General features: G+C 63.1%; 19 protein-coding genes. 12 read left to right on the forward strand and 7 right to left on the reverse strand.

The genetic code is table 11. The features are described 5' to 3' along the window. Positions 1–792, forward strand: a complete 792-nt coding sequence (locus tag N7568_RS19335) for an SDR family NAD(P)-dependent oxidoreductase (protein ID WP_261611404.1) — start codon at positions 1–3, stop codon at positions 790–792. Further along, positions 792–2,072: an acyl-CoA dehydrogenase family protein gene (locus N7568_RS19340; protein ID WP_261611405.1), complete on the forward strand. Its 1,281-nt coding sequence runs from the start codon at positions 792–794 to the stop codon at positions 2,070–2,072. The genes N7568_RS19335 and N7568_RS19340 overlap by 1 nt, the downstream gene beginning before the upstream one ends. Here N7568_RS19340 and N7568_RS19345 read toward each other — a convergent pair. The 3 genes from N7568_RS19345 to N7568_RS19355 all read right to left on the reverse strand — a co-directional run bounded on the left by N7568_RS19345 (position 2,058) and on the right by N7568_RS19355 (position 5,404). Continuing rightward, complete coding sequence (locus tag N7568_RS19345) at positions 2,058–2,921, reverse strand: DUF1684 domain-containing protein (RefSeq protein ID WP_261611406.1); 864 nt, start codon at positions 2,919–2,921, stop codon at positions 2,058–2,060. The two genes, N7568_RS19340 and N7568_RS19345, sit on opposite strands and share 15 nt — an antisense overlap. Before the next feature lie 236 nt (positions 2,922–3,157). After that, positions 3,158–4,537 (reverse strand): Ig-like domain-containing protein, encoded by a 1,380-nt coding sequence (locus tag N7568_RS19350; RefSeq protein ID WP_261611407.1) that lies wholly within the window; start codon positions 4,535–4,537, stop codon positions 3,158–3,160. A 96-nt stretch (positions 4,538–4,633) separates the two neighbouring features. Further along, positions 4,634–5,404, reverse strand: a complete 771-nt coding sequence (locus N7568_RS19355; protein WP_261611408.1) for a hypothetical protein — start codon at positions 5,402–5,404, stop codon at positions 4,634–4,636. A 147-nt stretch (positions 5,405–5,551) separates the two neighbouring features. Here N7568_RS19355 and N7568_RS19360 point away from each other — a divergent pair, with 147 nt between their 5' ends. The 5 genes from N7568_RS19360 (at position 5,552) to N7568_RS19380 (ending at position 11,950) form a co-directional block, all read left to right on the forward strand. After that, entirely contained in the window at positions 5,552–7,123 is a 1,572-nt protein-coding gene (locus N7568_RS19360) for a sigma-70 family RNA polymerase sigma factor (protein WP_261611409.1), read from the forward strand. 173 nt (positions 7,124–7,296) lie between these two features. Continuing rightward, complete coding sequence (locus tag N7568_RS19365) at positions 7,297–8,220, forward strand: ATP-grasp domain-containing protein (RefSeq protein ID WP_261611410.1); 924 nt, start codon at positions 7,297–7,299, stop codon at positions 8,218–8,220. Between the two features lie 87 nt (positions 8,221–8,307). Beyond that, entirely contained in the window at positions 8,308–8,610 is a 303-nt protein-coding gene (locus tag N7568_RS19370; protein ID WP_261611411.1) for a hypothetical protein, read from the forward strand. Between the two features lie 130 nt (positions 8,611–8,740). Beyond that, complete coding sequence (gene ppc / locus N7568_RS19375) at positions 8,741–11,539, forward strand: phosphoenolpyruvate carboxylase (protein WP_261611412.1); 2,799 nt, start codon at positions 8,741–8,743, stop codon at positions 11,537–11,539. 105 nt (positions 11,540–11,644) lie between these two features. Then, positions 11,645–11,950, forward strand: coding sequence for a hypothetical protein (locus N7568_RS19380; protein WP_261611413.1), 306 nt, complete (start codon positions 11,645–11,647; stop codon positions 11,948–11,950). Positions 11,951–11,961: 11 nt separating this feature from the next. Here N7568_RS19380 and N7568_RS19385 read toward each other — a convergent pair whose 3' ends face one another. Further along, the gene (locus N7568_RS19385; RefSeq protein WP_261611414.1) at positions 11,962–12,606 is read right to left on the reverse strand and encodes a DedA family protein; all 645 of its coding nucleotides are present in this window, start codon (positions 12,604–12,606) and stop codon (positions 11,962–11,964) included. 54 nt (positions 12,607–12,660) lie between these two features. Here N7568_RS19385 and N7568_RS19390 point away from each other — a divergent pair, with 54 nt between their 5' ends. Continuing rightward, on the forward strand, positions 12,661–13,245 hold the full coding sequence (locus N7568_RS19390; protein ID WP_261611415.1) for an O-acetyl-ADP-ribose deacetylase: 585 nt from the start codon (positions 12,661–12,663) through the stop codon (positions 13,243–13,245). Positions 13,246–13,270: 25 nt separating this feature from the next. Here the strand turns inward: N7568_RS19390 and N7568_RS19395 are convergent, their stop codons facing one another. After that, a complete protein-coding gene (locus N7568_RS19395) occupies positions 13,271–14,200 on the reverse strand; it encodes an RluA family pseudouridine synthase (protein ID WP_261611526.1) in 930 nt (309 codons plus the stop codon). Between the two features lie 84 nt (positions 14,201–14,284). Here N7568_RS19395 and N7568_RS19400 point away from each other — a divergent pair, with 84 nt between their 5' ends. Together N7568_RS19400 and N7568_RS19405 are read left to right on the forward strand one after the other, a co-directional pair. Next, entirely contained in the window at positions 14,285–14,935 is a 651-nt protein-coding gene (locus N7568_RS19400; RefSeq protein ID WP_261611416.1) for an ArsR/SmtB family transcription factor, read from the forward strand. Beyond that, positions 14,928–15,620, forward strand: coding sequence for an SRPBCC family protein (locus N7568_RS19405; protein ID WP_261611417.1), 693 nt, complete (start codon positions 14,928–14,930; stop codon positions 15,618–15,620). Before N7568_RS19400 ends, N7568_RS19405 begins: the two co-directional genes overlap by 8 nt. A gap of 12 nt (positions 15,621–15,632) precedes the next feature. On the opposite strand, the gene N7568_RS19410 is transcribed toward N7568_RS19405, so the two are convergent. Then, positions 15,633–16,208 carry a TetR-like C-terminal domain-containing protein gene (locus N7568_RS19410; RefSeq protein ID WP_261611418.1) on the reverse strand — a complete coding sequence of 192 codons (576 nt, stop codon included), beginning with the start codon at positions 16,206–16,208 and terminating at the stop codon, positions 15,633–15,635. Positions 16,209–16,295: 87 nt separating this feature from the next. Here N7568_RS19410 and N7568_RS19415 point away from each other — a divergent pair, with 87 nt between their 5' ends. Further along, positions 16,296–16,790 (forward strand): DUF4188 domain-containing protein, encoded by a 495-nt coding sequence (locus tag N7568_RS19415; protein ID WP_261611419.1) that lies wholly within the window; start codon positions 16,296–16,298, stop codon positions 16,788–16,790. On the opposite strand, the gene N7568_RS19420 is transcribed toward N7568_RS19415, so the two are convergent. Beyond that, on the reverse strand, positions 16,787–18,241 hold the full coding sequence (locus N7568_RS19420; protein ID WP_261611420.1) for a MocR-like transcription factor YczR: 1,455 nt from the start codon (positions 18,239–18,241) through the stop codon (positions 16,787–16,789). The genes N7568_RS19415 and N7568_RS19420 overlap by 4 nt on opposite strands. Before the next feature lie 60 nt (positions 18,242–18,301). Here N7568_RS19420 and N7568_RS19425 point away from each other — a divergent pair, with 60 nt between their 5' ends. Further along, positions 18,302–18,931 (forward strand): membrane protein YczE, encoded by a 630-nt coding sequence (locus tag N7568_RS19425; protein WP_261611421.1) that lies wholly within the window; start codon positions 18,302–18,304, stop codon positions 18,929–18,931. Positions 18,932–18,933 lie beyond the last annotated feature (2 nt).

The following is an 18,933-nucleotide window of genomic DNA, read 5'->3' on the forward strand; positions in this document are numbered from 1 at the left end:
ATGGACATCAAGGGTACGGTCGCGCTGGTCACCGGCGGGGCATCAGGGTTGGGGGCCGCGACGGCCAAGCGCCTATTCGACGCCGGTGCTTCGGTGGTCCTTGTGGATCTGCCGCAGTCGGCGGGGGACGCTTACGCGGCGGAGCTGAACGCAGGTGGTACGGGTGCCCGGGCTTTCTTTGCGGCCGCCGACGTAACCAACGAAGAGCAAGTGCAGGCAGCCGTCGACGCCGCAGCGTCCCTGGGGCCGCTCCGCATCGTCGTGAACTGCGCCGGGATAGCGACGCCAGGTAAGGTCCTCGGCCGTGACGGCGTCCTGCCCCTCGAAACCTTCAACAAGGTCATCCAGATCAATCTGGTCGGTACCTTCAATGTCATCCGCCTCGCCGCGGCCGCAATGGTGGAAACCGATCCCGTGTCCACGGAATTGGGAGGGCCTGAACGCGGCGTCATCATCAACACCGCCTCCGTTGCCGCTTTCGAAGGCCAGATCGGTCAGCCCGCCTACGCCGCATCCAAGGGCGCCGTGGCTGCCATGACCTTGCCGCTGGCACGCGAGTTCGCCCGTTCCCTGATCCGGGTAGCCACCATCGCGCCCGGCATCTTTGAAACACCCATGATGGCCGGTCTCCCACAGGCGGCCCAGGATTCCCTTGGCCAGCAAGTCCCGCATCCCGCACGCCTTGGCCGCGCAGCGGAGTACGCGAACCTGGCAGCCCACATAGTGGAGAACGCCATGCTGAACGGTGAAACAATCCGGTTGGACGGCGCCATCCGTATGGGACTCAAGTGATGGGCGACTACAGCGTCGCCGGCTCCCTGCCCGGGGGCCCTGTTCAGGCGGGCTCCGGTCCAGCCTCGGTGGCGGAGTTGCCTACCGCGGATTTTTTCGACTTCGAGTCGCTGCTCAGTGTTCAGGAACAGCGGAAACTCAAGGAACTCCGGGCATTCCTTGCCTCCGAGATCGCCCCCTACGCCGGGGAATGGTGGGAGAAAGCTGAATTCCCGGAACACATCCTGCCCAAACTCGCAGCCCTACGGCTCAGCGCACCGGCCCAGCGCGGATACACGCACCTCTTCGCGGGCCTGGTCATCGCCGAGATGACCCGAGTGGACACCTCAATAGCCACCTTCTTCATGGTCCACCACGATCTCTTCGTTGAGTCGCTGTACGACTTCGGCACCGATTCACAGCAGGACCGCTACCTCGACGACGCCTCGAACCTGCGCACCACCGGCGCTTTTGCACTCACCGAGCCGGACCACGGGTCCGATGTTGCAGGCGGCATGGAAACCACCGCCCGTCGCGTTAAGCGGCCACATCACGACGGCGGCGACTACTGGGTGATCAACGGCGCCAAACGCTGGATCGGCAACGGGACGTTCTGCGACTACATGCTGGTGTGGGCGAAAGACGAAGCCAACGGAGCCATCCGTGCCTTCATCGTGGACGCCTCGTCGGCAGGCATCACCCGGAGCCGCATCGAGAACAAGATCGCCCTGCGGACCGTGCAGAACGCCGACATCGTTTTCGTGGATGTCGAAGTAGCTGAGGCAGATCGTTTCGCAGGCATCAGCAGCTTTGCCGACACCAACCATCTGTTGCGTGGCTCCCGGATCATGGTGGCGTGGCAGGCCGTCGGCCAGCAGATGGCGGCCTTCGACGTCGCCCGGCAGTACGCCGTAGAGCGAATGCAGTTCGGCAAACCACTCGCCAAATTCCAGCTCGTCCAGCAACATTTGGTGGACATGCTCGGAAACGCAGTAGCAAGCATGGGGATGATGGTTCGGATAGCGCAACTGCAGGAAGACATCTACACCGATGCGCAGGGTGTGCGGCACGGAGGTGCCGACATGGCACAGGTGGCGCTCGCCAAGGCCTACTGCAGCGCCAGGATGCGCGAGACAGTTGCACTGGGCAGGTCCATCCTTGGCGGCAACGGAATCGTCACTGACTACAAAATTGCGAAGATCTTTGCCGACGCCGAGGCCATCTACACCTACGAAGGCTCCTACGAAATCAACTCGCTCATCGTTGGCCGCGCAGTGACCGGGGTTTCAGCGATCGCCTAGGCCTTCCTGCGTTGTCCCGCCCTGGTCCTGCGGGAGCTTCTCCCCGGCTTCCACCCGCACATCGATCGAATTGCCGCGGACTGGCATGGGGCACGTTCCGTAGGGCGTGAAAGCGCTGGGGTAATTGATACTGCGGTTGAAATCGATCACCACGGAACCATCGGGACGGGGCCGGGGGATGAATACCTTGCGCCACTCATCCGTGGTGTCTCCGTTGGTTTCATCGTGGAAAGTCACATTGAGGGCGCCCAGCTTCTCCTCTTCGGCGTGAAGGCGGATCTCGTGCGGGATGCCCGGTACCCGGAAAACCACCTCGCCCACTGACCGATGGACCCCGTCCACCAAAGGGTTGGCTGTACCGATGGGTACGTCCTGGGGCTCGGCGTAGGCTTCGAAGTGGCCCCCGACAATCCAGTCAGGGTTGAAATCGTACGTCGGTACGCCGCTGAACTCCGTCAGTACGGGAGAGCCATTGTCACGGGTGCGAACAGCGTACTTATCCGCACGCATGGCGAGTTCCACCACCACCTGCTTGCCATCGGCGCCGCCGTATTGGACCCACATCAGCGACTCTTCGTCTTCCAGCACGGCAGTGACCGTTCCTTCGACCCTCTCTCCAGTCTCAACGAAAGTGAGCCCGTCAGCCGCGCTCGCTGAAAGAGATGCTGTGGTGCCGTCGGTGGACCAGAGGCCGGGAACGAGTTCCAGTTCGGTAGGTGCAGCCTCAAGCCACTGGAACGACGTCAGGGTCAACCAACCATGTTGGGTGGAGAGCGCTTCATTGCGACCGGTGCGGAACCGTTCCCAACGGGCCAGCTGGGGGTCGGTTGCGGTGGTGGGCGAGCTCATGGGTCTCCTCGGCTTTGTTCACGTCAGTTCGCGATGGTTGCACTTCCCTCAACTATGCGCCGGGCGTCGCCATTCCCGGAATCCATGGGCTGAGACAACGGGTGTCACGACCATAGTGGAACGGCCCGCGCTGGCCCCCAACTCATGCCAGCGCGAGCCGAGATTGATGGACTGCAGCGATAGGCCGTGCACAAAATGCCCGGCCCGCCGCTGCTGTCATGCCCCGAGGTCGCTTCCTAGTGCGATCCCCGCTTGGACCTGCGGGCACCTGCGAATGCGAGCAAGGAACCCAAAGCCAGGAGGACGGCTGCCGCGAACACGAACACCGATCCGGGGGCGCCCGTGTTGGCCAACTGCTCGGAGTTGTCCGCCTCTACGGGCTCCGACGGCTCCTCCGTAGGCACCACAACAACGGGGATGGCGGGCGTGCTCGTGGGCACAGGCGTTGCCGTGGCGGTGGGGGTTGCTGTGGTGGTGGTGGGGCTTGGTGTGGGTGTGGGGGTTGCTGTGGTGGTGGTGGGGCTTGGTGTGGGTGTGGGTGTGGGGGTTGCTGTGGGTGTGGGTGTGGGGGTTGCTGTGGTGGTGGTGGGGCTTGGTGTGGGTGTGGGGGTTGCTGCGGTGGTGGTGGGGCTTGGTGTGGGTGTGGGGGATGCTGTACCTTCGCCGGTGCCGCTTCCGCTGCTTCGACGCGTCTGGGCTCCGACCGGGCTTTCCTGGCCCGAGATGGTGACCGTTCCGTTGTTCTCGTAGGAGTCCAGTGACGCATCGGTCACCTTCGTCTCGACGAAGAGTTCCACATGCTCGCCTTCAGGGAGGCCCGTCCAGCTGACCGTGAGTTCTTGTGGGCTGCATTGGACGTTCGCGGGATATTGCTCATTGTCGTAAGGCTCGGAAATGTTGCCGGTGTTGGTCACCCTTTGGCCAACCCGGGGGGTGACGTGGCTGCAGTCGATCTCCATGCCGGCTGCGGGGGTATCGGTAATCACGACATCGTTGGTCTCCGAGGTCATGGGCGGCATGTAGAAGACCGATTCAAGTTCAGTCTGGGAAGGGTCCGACCACCACATGGACTTGCCGGCAGATGTCGGAATGCCCGGACCGCAGTCCTCCTGGCAGGATTCGATGACCACGGGAACGCGGACGACGCTGGAACCTACGATGAAGTTCAGCTCTTCCGCATCACCGGTCCCCGGCGTCAACGAATACTGGGTGACGAAGGAACATGTTCCCCCCACGTCGAGGGGATGGGTGGCGACAAAATCACCAAGGGTGAAGACAACCAGGCCGGCGTCATTTGCTACTGCCCTGGCAACAGTGTCGCCTTGGGAGTTATCCAGATCGAAGGTGGAAGCACCAAACCAGCGCAGCTGCGGCGGGAGCTGGATGCTGAAAGTGTCGCCGGGCTGGGAGTTGTCCGGAACGGACCATTCGCAGGTCAGATCCACCTGGTCCCATTGACTGGACACCACTGATTCCGTGCTCAATGTGATCTCCGCATCTGCCAGCTCTGCGGCGCTGGCGGGCAATGCCGACATGCCTAGCCCCAGAGCGGCAATGACGGCCGCCAAAAGCGCGGCCACCAACGACACGGTTTTAAGATGAATCTGATTCTTCATTTGCTGGATGGTCCTTCGAATCCGTGGTGGAATGTTCCGTCAGAAGTTGAGTGTTCCCGCCACGTGGTTCGTGACGCCGGCATCCGGCAATGCGATCTATTTGGTCTCGTACGTGGAACCTTGGGTCGATGCTGCAGTTGTGCCTGCAGTTGCCGCAGCCGATGCGGAAAGCGGGTAGAACTTCATGCGTGCGGGGCTAAGGGCACCATCCCCCAGAGCTTCCAGGGCAGTTTTACACTCCACCAGCCGGCACAGGTTGCTTTCGCTGAGGGGGAAGAGAACGTGGACGGCCGAGTTTTTGTACATGGCCATTGCCCCGGTTCCATGCAACTGCCCTTTGACGGATTCTCCGATCCGGGCCAACAATGTCCAGCAGTGGCTTCGGCTATCACGGGGCCTGGGGACCGAGATGATTGCCAAGGCATGCGCCCCCGGGCAGTCGGAGCCAAATGTGAATACTTCATGGACCCGGCGCTGGAAGTGGGCTTGGGTAGCCAACCCTGTGTACACATCCGTGCATGAGATGGGAGGCGCGGATTCAGCAACTTCGGCCCAGCCTTCTGCCAATGATTGGAGCGCATCGACGTCGAGGGTCTGTTCTGCCGCCGCGAACAGGGCCCGGAAGTCGGTCATGGTTTCACCGATGCTGACCCCGTTCCTCGCGCGGGCAGCACCCAGTGATTTGGCCGTGGGAGCTGGAACCATTGCGTTCGTGGCGAGTGAGGTTACGACGGTCCGGACCTCGGGCAGGAACCAATCCGCACGGAAGCGCCAACCTGTCTGGTAGCTCGTGGTCTGCCATCTACGCAGCAAAAGGTGCCGCGAGAACGTGCACTCTGCGAATGATTTTGTCCGGAACGATGTCATATCCGAACAGTGCGCGGGAAAGCCGTTTCGTGACGAAACAGCTCCGAGATTCATTGCTAAAGACCTTGTATAAACCGCGTCACGACTTGCCTCCTGCCGCCACTCCTATATATGGGCAGGATTATTTACGGTTTGGGGGTGCCTTAGATGGCACACAGGTCACAATCGGGCAGCAACGTGGGCGTGGACGTCGAAAGCGACGGTCACCTCATTGAGTTGGTCCGCGGCGGAGAGGTGTCCGCCTTTAATGGACTCTACGAGCGCCACCTCTCCATTGCGTCCACGGTGGCGAGACGGAACGTGGACAACCCCAGCGACGTCGAGGATGTTGTGGCTGAGGCTTTTCAGTCCGTGTTGCAAAGCCTCGTGGCGGGGAAAGGGCCGGACACGTTCTTTCGGGCGTACCTGCTCTCCACGGTGACCAGGTTGTCCCATCAGCGGAATCGAAAGGCGGGCAAGGTCCTGCCGAGCGGGGACGATTCTGTTCTGGACCAAACTCTGACCGATTCGGATGCCGCCGTCGACGCCTTCGAATCCCATACGGTAGCCAAAGCGTTCAGGGCATTGCCGGAACGTTGGCAGGCGGTGCTGTGGTATCTGGACGTGGAGCGGATGAAGCCAGCGGTTGTGGCCCCCATTTTGGGGCTGTCCGCCAATGCTGTTTCCGCCCTCGCTCTTCGCGCACGCGAAGGCTTACGACGCCAATACCTTCAGAGCCACATTGCGAATCAACCCGATAGCGGATGCGTCGAGTACGTGTCCAAACTCGGCAATTTCCTCCGGGGCGGTCTCTCCAGTGCAGCGGAGCGCAAAGTCCGTAATCACCTGCATGGCTGCTCCAAGTGCACCGCCGCGCTTTCTGAACTAAAGGACGTTCAGGGAAGCATGAGGGCAGTGCTGCTTCCTTTGGTGACAGGCATACCTCTCGCAGCTTGGGCCGGCAAAGGTACCGGGCTTGGAGTCCTGGGCGGAGTAGTCCCAGTGAAGGCCGCCCTGGTGGTCCCTGCCCTGGCGCAGCCAGCCGTTATGGCCATCATCGCGGCGGCGGGGGTTGGGCTGGTTCTGGGCGCAGTGGGCATAGTGGACCAACTGACTCCCGACGCCTACATGGACCAGCGGGCCGTGGAGACCGCTGCCACGCAATTGCCACAGAACCCCGGGACGATAACGCCGACGCCGACGCCGACACCGACGCCGACACCATCGAGTCCGCCGGCGGCGGCACCGGCTACGCCGCCACCGGTGGCGGTTTTACCCCCAACGCCGTTGCCGGAGCCTTCCCCAGGGCCGGCGCAACCTCTTGATCCTGTTCCTTCGCCGGTAACTACGGCGGCTCCCACGCCCACGGCTGTTCCTTCGGTGCCCGCCCCGACGGAAATTGCCGGCTCGGTGCGGCGGGACCGGGACGGGCGCTCCAGTGGTACACCTTTGGAAATCGACTTCAAGGTCGCAGGCACCCAACCCTTGAGCAGCGGCAAGGCTGTGTTCTCAGTAAGCCAGAATGCCTGGCTCGTGGAGGATTCGGTTCGAGCCCCGGACGGATGGACCTGCACCATGGAAAGCAGGAGCGTGCTGAGTTGCACCACTAAGTCTGTTCAGCGTGATGACCTTCACTTCCACATCGAGGCTGATTACAAGCGCAGTCGCGATGACCAGGTTCTGACCTACACCCTGAGCGGTCCAGGGATCACTTCCAACGGTTTTTCATACAAGTTCTGATGTCGATTCCCCGAACGGGACTGCGTCATGAAGTTCCGGGTGACCGCACTCATCCATCAGTTGCGCCCGAAAGCGGGTGATACGAACCATCCATCAAGGGGAAAAGTGAACTCACCGTCAGGCACCGCTACGGTGCATCGTTGGATCCCCGCCACAGCCAAAGGCGCATTCTGATGGCACGCGTGCTGGTCACGGGCATTTGTGGCCCCGCCGGGTCATCGCTGGCTCGCCAGCTCAAGTCCAGAGGGCATTGGGTGCTCGGAGCGGACGCACGGCGTGCCCGCCCCGGTGGAGCTGACGCCGCGGCCGTAGTCTCGCCGCCCCATGCCCCGGGATATCTGTGGGAACTGCGGGGGCTGGTGGCGAATTACGGCATTGAAATCCTCATTCCCACCATCAGCGAAGAACTGGTGCTGATGTCCGAGGCCCGCAACGATTTCGCGCCGGGAGTTCAGGTACTGATCGCCGATCCGGCTTCCGTTCGGGCCGCGAACGACAGGTATCTCACCATGACCCGCCTGGCGAAGGCGGGAGTCAGCGTTCCAGGTTTTGGCCTGCCGGGCATCCTTGGATCCTTGCAGGAGGCCATGGATCGATTGGGCGGGCCGTTGGTGGTCAAGCCCCGCGTTTCACGCGACGGACATGGCATCCGGGTCCTGGAACGGACGTCCGACGGTGGTGCCCGGTCCGCGCGTATTTGGGCCGGCTTGGATGATTCATGGCTCGTGCAGCGCTTCGCGCCGGGTGCCGAATACGCATCGGTGGCACTTCGCTGCGGTCTGGTCCCGGAGCCTGATGACCTCCTGGTGGTGCTGGAGAAGGAACGGCTCAGCACCTCCCGGCTCGGGCATACGGCCAATGTCCGGAACCTGGAGGCCCATTCAGGGCCGGATATTGCCCGGTTGGCAAGGTCCGCAGCGGCCGCCTTGGGCCTGACAGGAGCTCTGGGTGTGGATATCAGGCGCATGCGGGACGGCACGCTTGTGGTGTTGGAGGTGGAGGCCAGGTTCGGAAGGCACAGTGCCCATGTCCCGCAGCTGTTGGGAAATGTCCTGCGCCGTTATGTGCAGGGACGGGAGTTGGGAAGGTCCGCCTGACATTACTGGCTATCGGGTTCGGGTCCAGCACCCTGCCGTGGTTCCTGACCCATGTCGCCCACCTTGGCTGGGGAGTACCCTGACCGCATGGGGATTGATGCAGTGGTTTCAGCCGTAATAAGTGTCGCTTTGATTCTTGGTTCCATTTGGGCCGGCACGCGCCTCGTTCAGCGGGGGGTTTCGCCGAAAGGTGCATCCGGCACGCTGGGGAGTGTCTTGTCCATGATTGAGCCGGCCACCGGAGCGCCCACCAGGGTGGAGGCGGCGGCCGCGATCGAAGAAATGCGGCAGCGCAGGCACGAGAAACTCTCTGCGGGGCCTGCGACAGCAACCGATGGCTTATTCGGCGGAAAGGTGGTCCTCCCCGGCCACGCCGACCCAAAAAGGTGACGCCAGAATCTGAGACGCATTCCTTGGGTTTAGTTCAGTGCGGGTAAGATCCCGTAGGAAACATTAGTAATCCGGCTCACAGTATCCAGCGCAGTGTACGGGCCAAACCAGATCCCGAAGGTATGCATCCATGGTTCACACTGCCCCTCAAGACACCGATCTCGCTGCCGAGTTGCGCGCCGACGTGCGCCGCGTTTCCACCCTTCTCGGCGAGTCCCTGGTTCGCCAGCATGGCCCGGAACTGCTTGACCTCGTGGAGCAGGTACGCCTGCTCACCAAGGAGTCCAAGGAGGCCGCGCGCGGCGGCGCGGATGCCACTGGTCCCTGGAGCGCGCACGACGTCGTTGCCCAGGTCCGCGAATTGCTCGCCTCGCTGCCTCTGGACCAGGCTACTGATTTGGTGCGGGCCTTTGCTTTCTATTTCCACCTGTCCAATGCGGCGGAACAGGTCCATCGTGTCCGTGGACTCCGCACCCGGCAGGAGAAGGACGGCTGGTTGGCCAAAGCTGTTTCCGAGATTGCCGGCCAGGCAGGTCCGCAGGTCCTGCAGGATGTGATCAACGAGCTCGATGTGCGCCCCATTTTCACGGCCCACCCTACAGAGGCTTCGCGTCGTTCCGTGCTGGACAAGGTTCGCAAGCTCTCGGACGTCCTTGCCGAGCCCACGTCGGAAGGAACCTCGGCCCGGCGTCGCCAGGACCGGCAGCTTGCCGAAATCATCGACCAGATGTGGCAGACCGATGAACTGCGCCAAGTCCGCCCCACCCCTGTGGACGAGGCCAGAAACGCCATCTACTACTTGAACAGCATCCTGACCGACGCCATGCCGGAAATGCTGACGGACCTTTCAGAACTTCTGGCCGAACACGGAGTCACCCTACCTGCCGCTGCAGCACCCCTGAGGTTCGGTTCGTGGATCGGTGGCGACCGTGACGGCAATCCCAACGTCACTGCCGCTGTTACCCGCGAGATCCTGCAGTTGCAGAACCAGAACGCCGTCCGGATCAGCATTGCGTTGATCGACGAACTCATTTCTGTCCTTTCCAACTCCACGGCACTTTTTGGGGCCGACCAGGTGTTGCTGGACTCGATCACCGAGGACCTTAAGAACCTTCCGGGTTTGGATAAGCGCATCCTTGAACTGAATGCGCAAGAGCCCTACCGACTGAAGCTGACGTGCATCAAAGCCAAGCTCATCAACACTGGACGCCGCGTTTCTGCATCGACTTACCACGAGCCCGGCCGCGACTACGCCACGACGTCTGAGTTGCTGGCAGAGTTCGGGCTGCTCGAGGACTCGTTGCGTAACCACTCGGCTGCCCTGGTGGCAGACGGGGCGCTGGCCCGCGTCCGCCGGGCAATCGCTGCTTTTGGCCTGCATTTGGCAACGCTCGATATCCGCGAGCACGCCGATTACCACCACGACGCTGTAGGCCAACTGGTGGACAGGCTCGGTACGGAGAGGCCGTACGGCGACCTTAGCCGTGAGGAGCGCTTCGAATTTTTGGGCGCCGAGCTTGCCTCGCACCGCCCGCTTTCAGGGCACCCCATCAAACTTGAGGGCACCGCGGATGGCACCTACGACGTCTTCCGGAGCATTCGACAAGCACTGCACACGTACGGGCCGGACGTTGTGGAGACGTACATTATCTCCATGACCCGGGGCGCCGACGATGTCTTGGCTGCAGCGGTCCTGGCCCGGGAGGCTGGACTGATTGACCTCTTCGGTGCCAAGCCGCGCGCGAAGATCGGGTTCGCTCCGCTGCTGGAAACCGTGGAAGAACTCCGCGCCTCGGCTGAGATCGTGGACCAGTTGCTGTCCGATCCGTCCTACCGTGAACTTGTCCGTCTCCGCGGCGATGTCCAGGAGGTCATGCTGGGTTACTCCGATTCCAATAAGGAGTCCGGTGTGATGACAAGCCAGTGGGAGATTCACAAAACCCAGCGCAAGCTGCGTGACGTGGCCGCCAAGCATGGTGTCCGCGTCCGTCTCTTCCACGGCCGCGGTGGTTCAGTGGGCCGCGGTGGCGGACCGACGTACGACGCAATCATGGCTCAGCCGAATGGCGTGCTCGAAGGCGAAATCAAGTTCACCGAACAGGGCGAGGTCATCTCCGACAAGTACTCGCTACCCGAGCTTGCCCGCGAAAACCTTGAGCTTTCCCTCGCCGCGGTGATGCAGGGTTCGGCCCTGCACCGGACCCCCCGGACCTCGGACGACGAGCGCGAACGCTACGCGAATGTCATGGAAACCATTTCGGACGCCGCGTTTGACCGCTACCGCACTCTGATTGACGATCCGGAGCTGCCGGCCTACTTCCTCGCATCCACACCGGTGGAGCAGTTGGGTTCGTTGAACATCGGCTCACGCCCGTCCAAGCGTCCGGATTCAGGGGCAGGCCTCGGCGGCCTCCGGGCTATCCCGTGGGTTTTCGGGTGGACCCAGTCCCGCCAGATCGTTCCAGGATGGTTCGGTGTGGGTTCCGGCCTGAAAGCAGCACGCGAGGCTGGCAACACAGATCAGCTCCTTGAAATGATGGACCGCTGGCACTTCTTCCGCTCGGTCATCTCCAACGTGGAAATGACTCTGGCAAAGACTGACATGGAGATCGCAGGCCACTACGTTTCCTCGTTGGTCCCCACGGAACTGCACCGGCTGTTCCACATGATCCGTGATGAGTACGAGCTCACCGTGGCCGAAATTGAGCGGCTCACGGGCGAGCTGGAGTTGTTGGATGCCCAGCCGACGTTGAAGCGTTCACTGGAAATCCGGGACCAGTACTTGGATCCGATCAGCTACCTGCAGGTAGAACTCCTCCGTCGAGTGCGCGAAGAGTCGGTGTCCGGGGCGGAGATCGACGAGCGGCTCCAGCGGGCAATGCTCATTACGGTGAACGGCGTAGCCGCCGGCCTGCGCAACACCGGCTAGCAAGCGGCTCTCACATTCCACGGGGTTTCAAGGACCCCTCTCTCGTTCAGTGAGAGAGGGGTCCGCTTGGGAGTGCGGGATGTGAGAGAGCGCTAGGGTGGTGGGATGCCTTCGTTCCAGACCAAGTTGAAGATCACTGGCCTCAAACCGGGCAACCCACCCGAATCGGTGATGGCCGCAGCGGTGGAAGCGCTGGAAACCCGCCATCACGTCGAATCGAACCAGCTGGACATTGTGGGAGGCGTTCCGCAGATCAGCCTTCGTTTCACAGTGGGCGACCGTGATTACCCGGGTGAGAACGACGAAGCCCGGACGTCGGCTGCCATGATGCGTGACGCCGTCGAACGCGTAGCCCTGACCGGGAGCCTGTACGTGTTACGCCGTAGCCGCGGCCGCTGGTCGCCAATCTAGGGGTCCAGGCGCTATTCGGACTGGGGCACGTCGCCGGGCTTGTCGGCGTCGTACGGTTCGTCCACTGGTGAGCGGCTGCCACGGCGTCGCGTGACGATCAACCCAACCACTACGCCGATCACCAGGCCGACGCCTACACCGATCAGCGAGCTGGCCCAGAAGGGAAGCTTGGTGGTGGAGCCGGTGAAGTAGCCCAGGCCCACTTGCCAAACCGCCCAGAGCACCGCACCCAAACCGGCGCAGAGGCTGAAGCCGCGCACCGATACGTTGGCGATGCCTGCCGCCGAGGACGTAGCGAGCCTGCCGCCGGGGATGAACCGCGCACCGATGATGGCGCCGTACGTCGAGGAGCGGCCGGCTTTGGCGATGGCCTCGTGGATTCCGCGGTGAACCCGTCGACCCCATGACCAGCGGTCCAGGACGTGGCTGATGCGCCTCTTGAACAACACAAAAACTGCCATGTCGCCGAGCCAGGAAGCAAAGGCTGCGAGGAGCAGGATCAGCCAGAAGTTGGCGTGGCCGTCAGCTGCGAGGGCACCGCCGGTGATCACCACCATCTCGGAGGGGATCGGCGGGAAGATGGCATCGCCGAGCACAATGGGGACGATCCACAGGTAAATCGCAGATCCCCACGTCTCCGGGGCGGTGATGTCCATGGGCACAAGGTACCGCACTTGCCGCTGCTGCCGCTCCGGCGCGAGACTGGCGCCATGCGAATCGACATCCTGCACGGCGACATCACCACGCGCAGCGTGGACGCGATCGTCAATGCCGCCAACTCGTCCCTGCTGGGTGGAGGGGGAGTGGACGGCGCCATCCACCGGGCCGCAGGGCCGGGACTTCTTGAGTCGTGCCGCGAACTGAGACGCACGGAATTGCCGGCTGGACTGCCGGTGGGTGCCGCCGTCGCGACCCCCGGGTTCCGGCTACCCGTGCGCTGGGTGATCCACACTGTGGGACCCAACCGGCACGCCGGGCAAATCGATCCGGCGCTGCTCACTTCCTGTTTTCGTGGAAGCCTGGCTGTGGCGGCCGGGCTTGGGGCGCGATCCATCGCCTTTCCTGCGATCAGTGCCGGCATTTACGGTTGGGACCCACGTCAGGTCGCGGAAATAGCGTTCGACGCCGTGAGGTCGTTTTCGTCGCCGTCTTCCGTAAACGCGTCTTCCGTAAACGCGTCATCTGTAGACGCGTCTTCTTTAAACGCGGCCGCCGACAGCCCGCTTGAGTTGGTGGAGTTTGTGCTGTTTTCGGAAGACACGACGGCGGTCTTCCGGGAAGTGTTTGACTCCTGACGGAGGGAACGGGCTCCGAAAAGGGTCAGGCGTGGGCTTCGCTGAGTTCCAGTTGGCTGCGGTATTCCACGGGGTGTTTGCTGATCGGGTCCACAAACTGGATGCCACGGGCCAGCAGCTGAAGGGGCTTCGCGTAGTCGTCCGGTGCCTTGTCCAGCAGGTCCGGGTAGAAGGCATCGTTGATGATCCCCAGCCCCAACGAGGCCATGTGGACGCGCAGCTGGTGGGTCTTTCCGGTGTGCGGCTCCAACCGGTACAGGGCGCGCTGGTGAGGGCCGGCGTCGAACGTTCTTGTCTTTTCGATCCGCGTTTCCGCGTTCGGTTCGCCGTCGATGACCTCCGCGAGCAGGTAGCTGCGGGACTTGGTCATGCGGTTGCGGACCACTGCGGGGAACTCGACGGCCGGGAAACCTGCGGCGGGCGTCGCCGCGGACACGCACTCGTATTCCTTCTGGACCTGGCGTTTCTCGAAGAGCACCTGGTACTTGCCACGTGTCTCCGGGTTGGTGGAGAGCAGCAGCAGTCCGGCGGTCATGCGGTCCAGCCGGTGCATGGGGATGAGGTCCGGGAGGTCCAGCAGGTTGCGGAGCCGAACCAACGCTGATTCCTGGATGTACGTGCCTCCGGGCGTGGTGGGCAGGAAGTGCGGCTTGTCCACAACCAGGATGTGCTCGTCCTGGTGCAGGATGTTGATTTCGACCGGCAGCCGGGTCTCCGGGGGAAGCGTGCGGTAGTACCAGATGAAGGTGTGGTCCTCCAGCCGGGTGCTTCGGTCCAGCCGTACACCGCCTTCGCCTACGATCTCGCCGGCGTCGAAACGGTCTTCGATGCCCTGGGGGTCGATGTGTCCCCAGCGGTGCATCATGTAGTCCATTGCGGTGTCCCACGGCCCCTCGTCCGGGAGGCGCAGGCGGGTCGCGTTTACGCCGTCGCGCACGGGGAGGGGGGATTGCATCACTGGATAATTCTACCCGCACCGACAGTACCGACGATAAAAAAGTTCTTGACAATAAAAGTTGTCGGTAAGCATACTTGAAGCATGTTGGACATCGAAGTGATCGAGGACCCGGCTGCGGCGGAAGCGTCGTTGGATCCGATCCGGACGCGCATCCTGCAGGAGCTTGCCGAACCGGCCTCCGCCACGCAGCTCGCCGCCAAGGTCGGTTTGCCGCGGCAGAAGGTGAACTACCACCTCAAGGCCCTGGAGCGCCATGGCTTGGTGGAGCTGGTGGAAGAGCGCAGGAAGGGTAACGTTACCGAGCGCGTACTGCGTGCGACGGCGGCCTCGTACCTGATCTCGCCGGTGGCCCTGGCGTCAGTGGCGCCGGATCCTCGACGCTTCTCGGACCGGTTCTCCGCTTTCTGGCTACTGTCGCTCGCCTCACGCACGGTGCAGGAAATGGGCAAGCTCATCGCCGGTGCTGCCGTGGCTAAGAAGAAGCTGGCCAGTTTCGCGATCGACGGCGAGATCACCTTCCGCTCTGCCGCGGAACGCGCAGCGTTCGCGGAAGAACTCGGCGTGGCGGTGACCCAACTCGTGGACAAGTACCACGACGGCGGTGCTGCCGCGATGGCGGGCGGGGCGCGCAGGCACCGGCTCGTCGTCGTACTTCACCCCGCACTCAAGACCCCTTCAACGGACAAAGCCTCCTCGGAGCAATCAGCAGAAAAGGACCAAAGCAATGACTGATAACCGGAAATTCGAAATCGAAGCGGACGTCGAACTGCCAGGCACTCCCGAGCGGGTGTGGCAGGCCGTCACCAAGGACACGCCGGCCTGGATGTTCCCCACAGATCAGTGGCCGGACGTGAAAACGGTCGAGGATTACCCGAGCCACCTGGTGTCCCGCATGGACGGTCCGGACGGGTGGTTCAACCAGCTGGAACACGTCCTGGAACCTGTGGAGGGCGGCCGCGCCAAGCTGCATTACGTCCATAGCGGGATCTTCGCCGACAACTGGGATGAACAGTACGACGGCGCAAGCAAGCACACTGAGTTCTACCTGCACACCCTGGGCCAGTACTTGCAGTACTTCGACGGCAAGCCGGTGGTCTTCACGGACATCCAGGCTCCCGCTTCCTCGCAGACGCCTGACGGTTTCGTGCAGCTGAAGCGGGCCTTGGGCGTGGAGGGCGTCGCTGCTGGTTCTCCTTTCGAGGCGGACGTCGACGGCGTGGGGCGGCTCAGCGGGGAGGTCGACTTCTCCAACGAGAACTTCCTTGGGCTGCGGACCGGGGATACTCTCTACCGATTCTTTGGGCGCAATGCCTTCGGCGCCCCGGTGGGCATGACGGTGCACGAGTTCAGTGGATCGGGCGATTCCGAACTCACGGCCAAGGCCTGGGGCGGTTTCCTGGAGAAGGTCTACGGGTAGGTTCGTCGGGCTCTACGGCGCCCAGGCGCGGGCTACGGATTCCAGGGCCGCCTCGTAGATGGAGGCCCAGTCCGTCGCGGGGTCGTTCATCTGCGCCAGCTCGAGGCTGACCAAGCCGTGGACCTGCCCCCAGATGGCCATCGCCACCACTGTGGGGTCGTCATGACGCAGCGCGCCGGCTGACTGCGCCGCGGTGACTGCCTCCACCAAGGGGAGCATCGAATCGGACGCAACTTCCGGCGTCGGACTGCAGTCAACATATGCGGCAAGTGCGCCGCCGAACATGAGGCGGTAAAGGGCGGGGTGCTCCAGGGCCCAGGTCCGGTAGGCCCGGCCAAGCCCCAGGAGCCCGTCCTTTGAGGCCTCGCGTTGCGATTCGCCGAAGGTGCGAAAACCGTCGTCGACGGCGGCCGTCAACAGTTGGGATTTCCCGCCGAACAGAGAGTAGATCGCGGTGGTGGACGTTTCTGCCGCTGCGGCGACATCCCGAAGGGTGACGCGCGCGGGTCCTTCGCGGTCCACCAGTTCGGCGGTTACCGCCAAGAGCCTCTGTTGGACTTGCTTGTCATGAACGATGGGTCTTGCCATGCCTCCAAGTGTTTCATAACATTGTTTCATAACAGCGTTACAAAACCGGATTCAGGAACTGGATGGTTCCCCAAGCGAAGGAATCACATGGCACAGGAGATCTTTCCCGGCCGCTTTACTGCGGACATCGGGCGCGAAACAGTGACCGTCTTCCTCATTGGGATGCGGGCCAACAGATGGTGGAAGATGGGTCGCGTTGCGAAGGTAGCTTCGGCCATGCCCACCATGATGAAGCACCTGGCCACCAATCCTGAGGCTGGGCTCCTGGGCAGCGAGCAGTGGTTCGGGCGCACCACGATTCTGCTCAGCTACTGGGAAAGTCCTGAGCACTTGCGCAGGTTCGCCGCGGATAAAGATTCACCGCACCTGGGGCCGTGGCGGAAATTCATGAAGGAGATCGCCGGCAGCGGGGACGTCGGGGTGTGGCACGAGACGTATCAGGTGCCGGCATCGGGCATCGAAGTGGTGTACAACGGCATGCCGCTGTTCGGGTTGGCCAAAGCGACGCAGCATGTACCCGTCGGCCCTGGGGGCAACACCGCGAAACAGCGCATGGGCTCAGCCGCCCGGGCAGCCCATTAGGCGACGGCGACCGCGTCGGTCCGACCGGTCTTGAGGGTCCGGCGGAGGTGGGGGGCGGCGTCGAGCTTGTCCTGGGCGGCACGGAGCGCGACGACGGCGACCCTCAACTGTTCGGGCGGCAGCGTGTAGGGCACGCGCATGTAATGCTCGAATGCGCCACCCACCCCGAAGCGGGGGCCGGCCGCCAGACGAACACCGAATCCGGGTGCCAGCACGGTGAGTGCGGTGCTGCATGGCGTTGGCAGTCGGCACCATGCTGTGAGTCCACCCCGGGGGCGCTCGACCTCCCATTCCGGCAGGTGCTCAGCAAGCAGTCCCAGCAACGATTCCCGGTTGTGGCGGAGCTCCTCAAGGCGGGCGTCGAGCGGTTCGGCAAAAGACCGCACCAAGCGTGCCGCCGCCAACTGCTCAACAACAGGACCGCCCAGGTCCATGACGGTCCTCGTCGCCGCAAAGCGGGCAATCAGGGCTTCATCAGCGCGGATCCACCCGGTCCGCAAACCCGCCCAGTGGGATTTGCTGAGCGAGCCAATGGACACCACGGCGGGACTGAAGGCCGACATCGGCGCGGTGCGGACGCCGTCGAGATTCAATCCCCGCAGCGTTTCGTCCACCACCAGCACCGTGCCCGTGGAAGCCGCAGCGCGCGCGAGCCGTCGGCGTTGAAGGTCGGACATGATGCGCCCTGTGGGGTTGTGGAAGTCCGGGACGAGGTAGGCCATGGCGGGCCGCTGCTGGTTCATGGCGGTCACCATCGCATCGATATCCCATGCCGGAGACGTGCCGGCGGGCAAGGCAACGGGCAGCGGCTTGCAACCCGCGGCACGTATTGCATCCAGGGCGTTGGGGTAACTGGGGTGTTCCACCAGGACCCGGTCCTGCCTGCCGGCCAAGGTGCGCAATACGATGTTGAGCGCATGCTGCGCGCCGGAAGTGACCAGGATCTGGCCGGGCGTTGTGGGTACGCCTTCTGCGGCATACTTGTCCGCGATGGCCTCGCGAAGGGCGGGCACTCCGACGGCGTCGTACCCGAATCCGGGAAGCAGCGCAGGCAGTTCGGTGAGGGCATCCGCGAACGCCCGGTGCACCACTTCACCGGCCGCGGGCAGAGACGCGTAAGCCAGGTCCAGGAGTCCTTCCGGGGCCGCGAGGCCCGGCATGCTCGCGGGTGCGGTGCGGTGGGGAATGCACGTGCGGCCGCGGCTACCCTGCCCTGCGGTGAGGAAGCCCTGCTCGCGCAGGCTCGCGTATGCGGCGGTGACGGTGGTGCGGCTGAGGCCAAGCGTCTGGGCAAGCGCCCGCTCACTGGGCAGTGCGACGTCCAGCGGGATGCGCCCATCCATCACCAGCAAACGTACGACGTCGGCCAGCTCGCGGTAGGCGGGCAGGGCGCCGGAGTTCCAGGAGCCGAGAAGACGAACGAGTGCAGTGGGATTCAATGAGCCGGACATAAGACCAGTATTCCAAACTGGCTATGGAATACAAGGCCAGTTTTCGGCGATCATGGATTCATGATGACCCGCAGAATCTCTCAACTCCTGATCGGCCTCGCGATGTACGGCATCTCGTTGGCCATGTTCATCCGGGCTGGCCTCGGCTTGGACCCGTGGGATGTTTTCCACCAAGGTGTGTCCGAAAAGACCGGCTTCAGCATCGGCGTGGTTGTCATCGCGGTCAGCTTCCTTGTCCTTCTGCTGTGGATTCCGCTGCGGCAAATGCCCGGCATCGGAACCATCGCCAATGCTGTCCTGGTGGGGCTCTTCGCCGACCTTGGGCTCTGGCTCATCCCGGAGTTCTCACACCTCGGCGGCCAAATCGCCATGCTTGCCGGAGCCGTGATCCTCAATGGAATCGCATCGGCCTGCTACATCGGTGCCCGTCTTGGCCCGGGTGCCCGGGACGGACTGATGACAGGCCTGGTCCGCCGTACCGGCTGGTCCGTGCGGCTGGTGCGGACGGGAATCGAAGTGGTTGTCCTTGCTGTTGGCTTCCTGCTGGGCGGTTCCGTGGGAGTGGGCACGGTGGTGTACGCCCTGGCCATTGGGCCGATCGTGCAGGTATTGCTGCCGAAATTCATGGTGCCGGAGCGGGCAAAGGCAACGGCGCCCACGGAAGCCGTGGAGGCCGCGCGCGCCGTGTAACA

The sequence above is a fragment of the Paenarthrobacter aurescens genome (assembly GCF_025421775.1).
Lineage (GTDB): Bacteria > Actinomycetota > Actinomycetes > Actinomycetales > Micrococcaceae > Arthrobacter > Arthrobacter aurescens_B.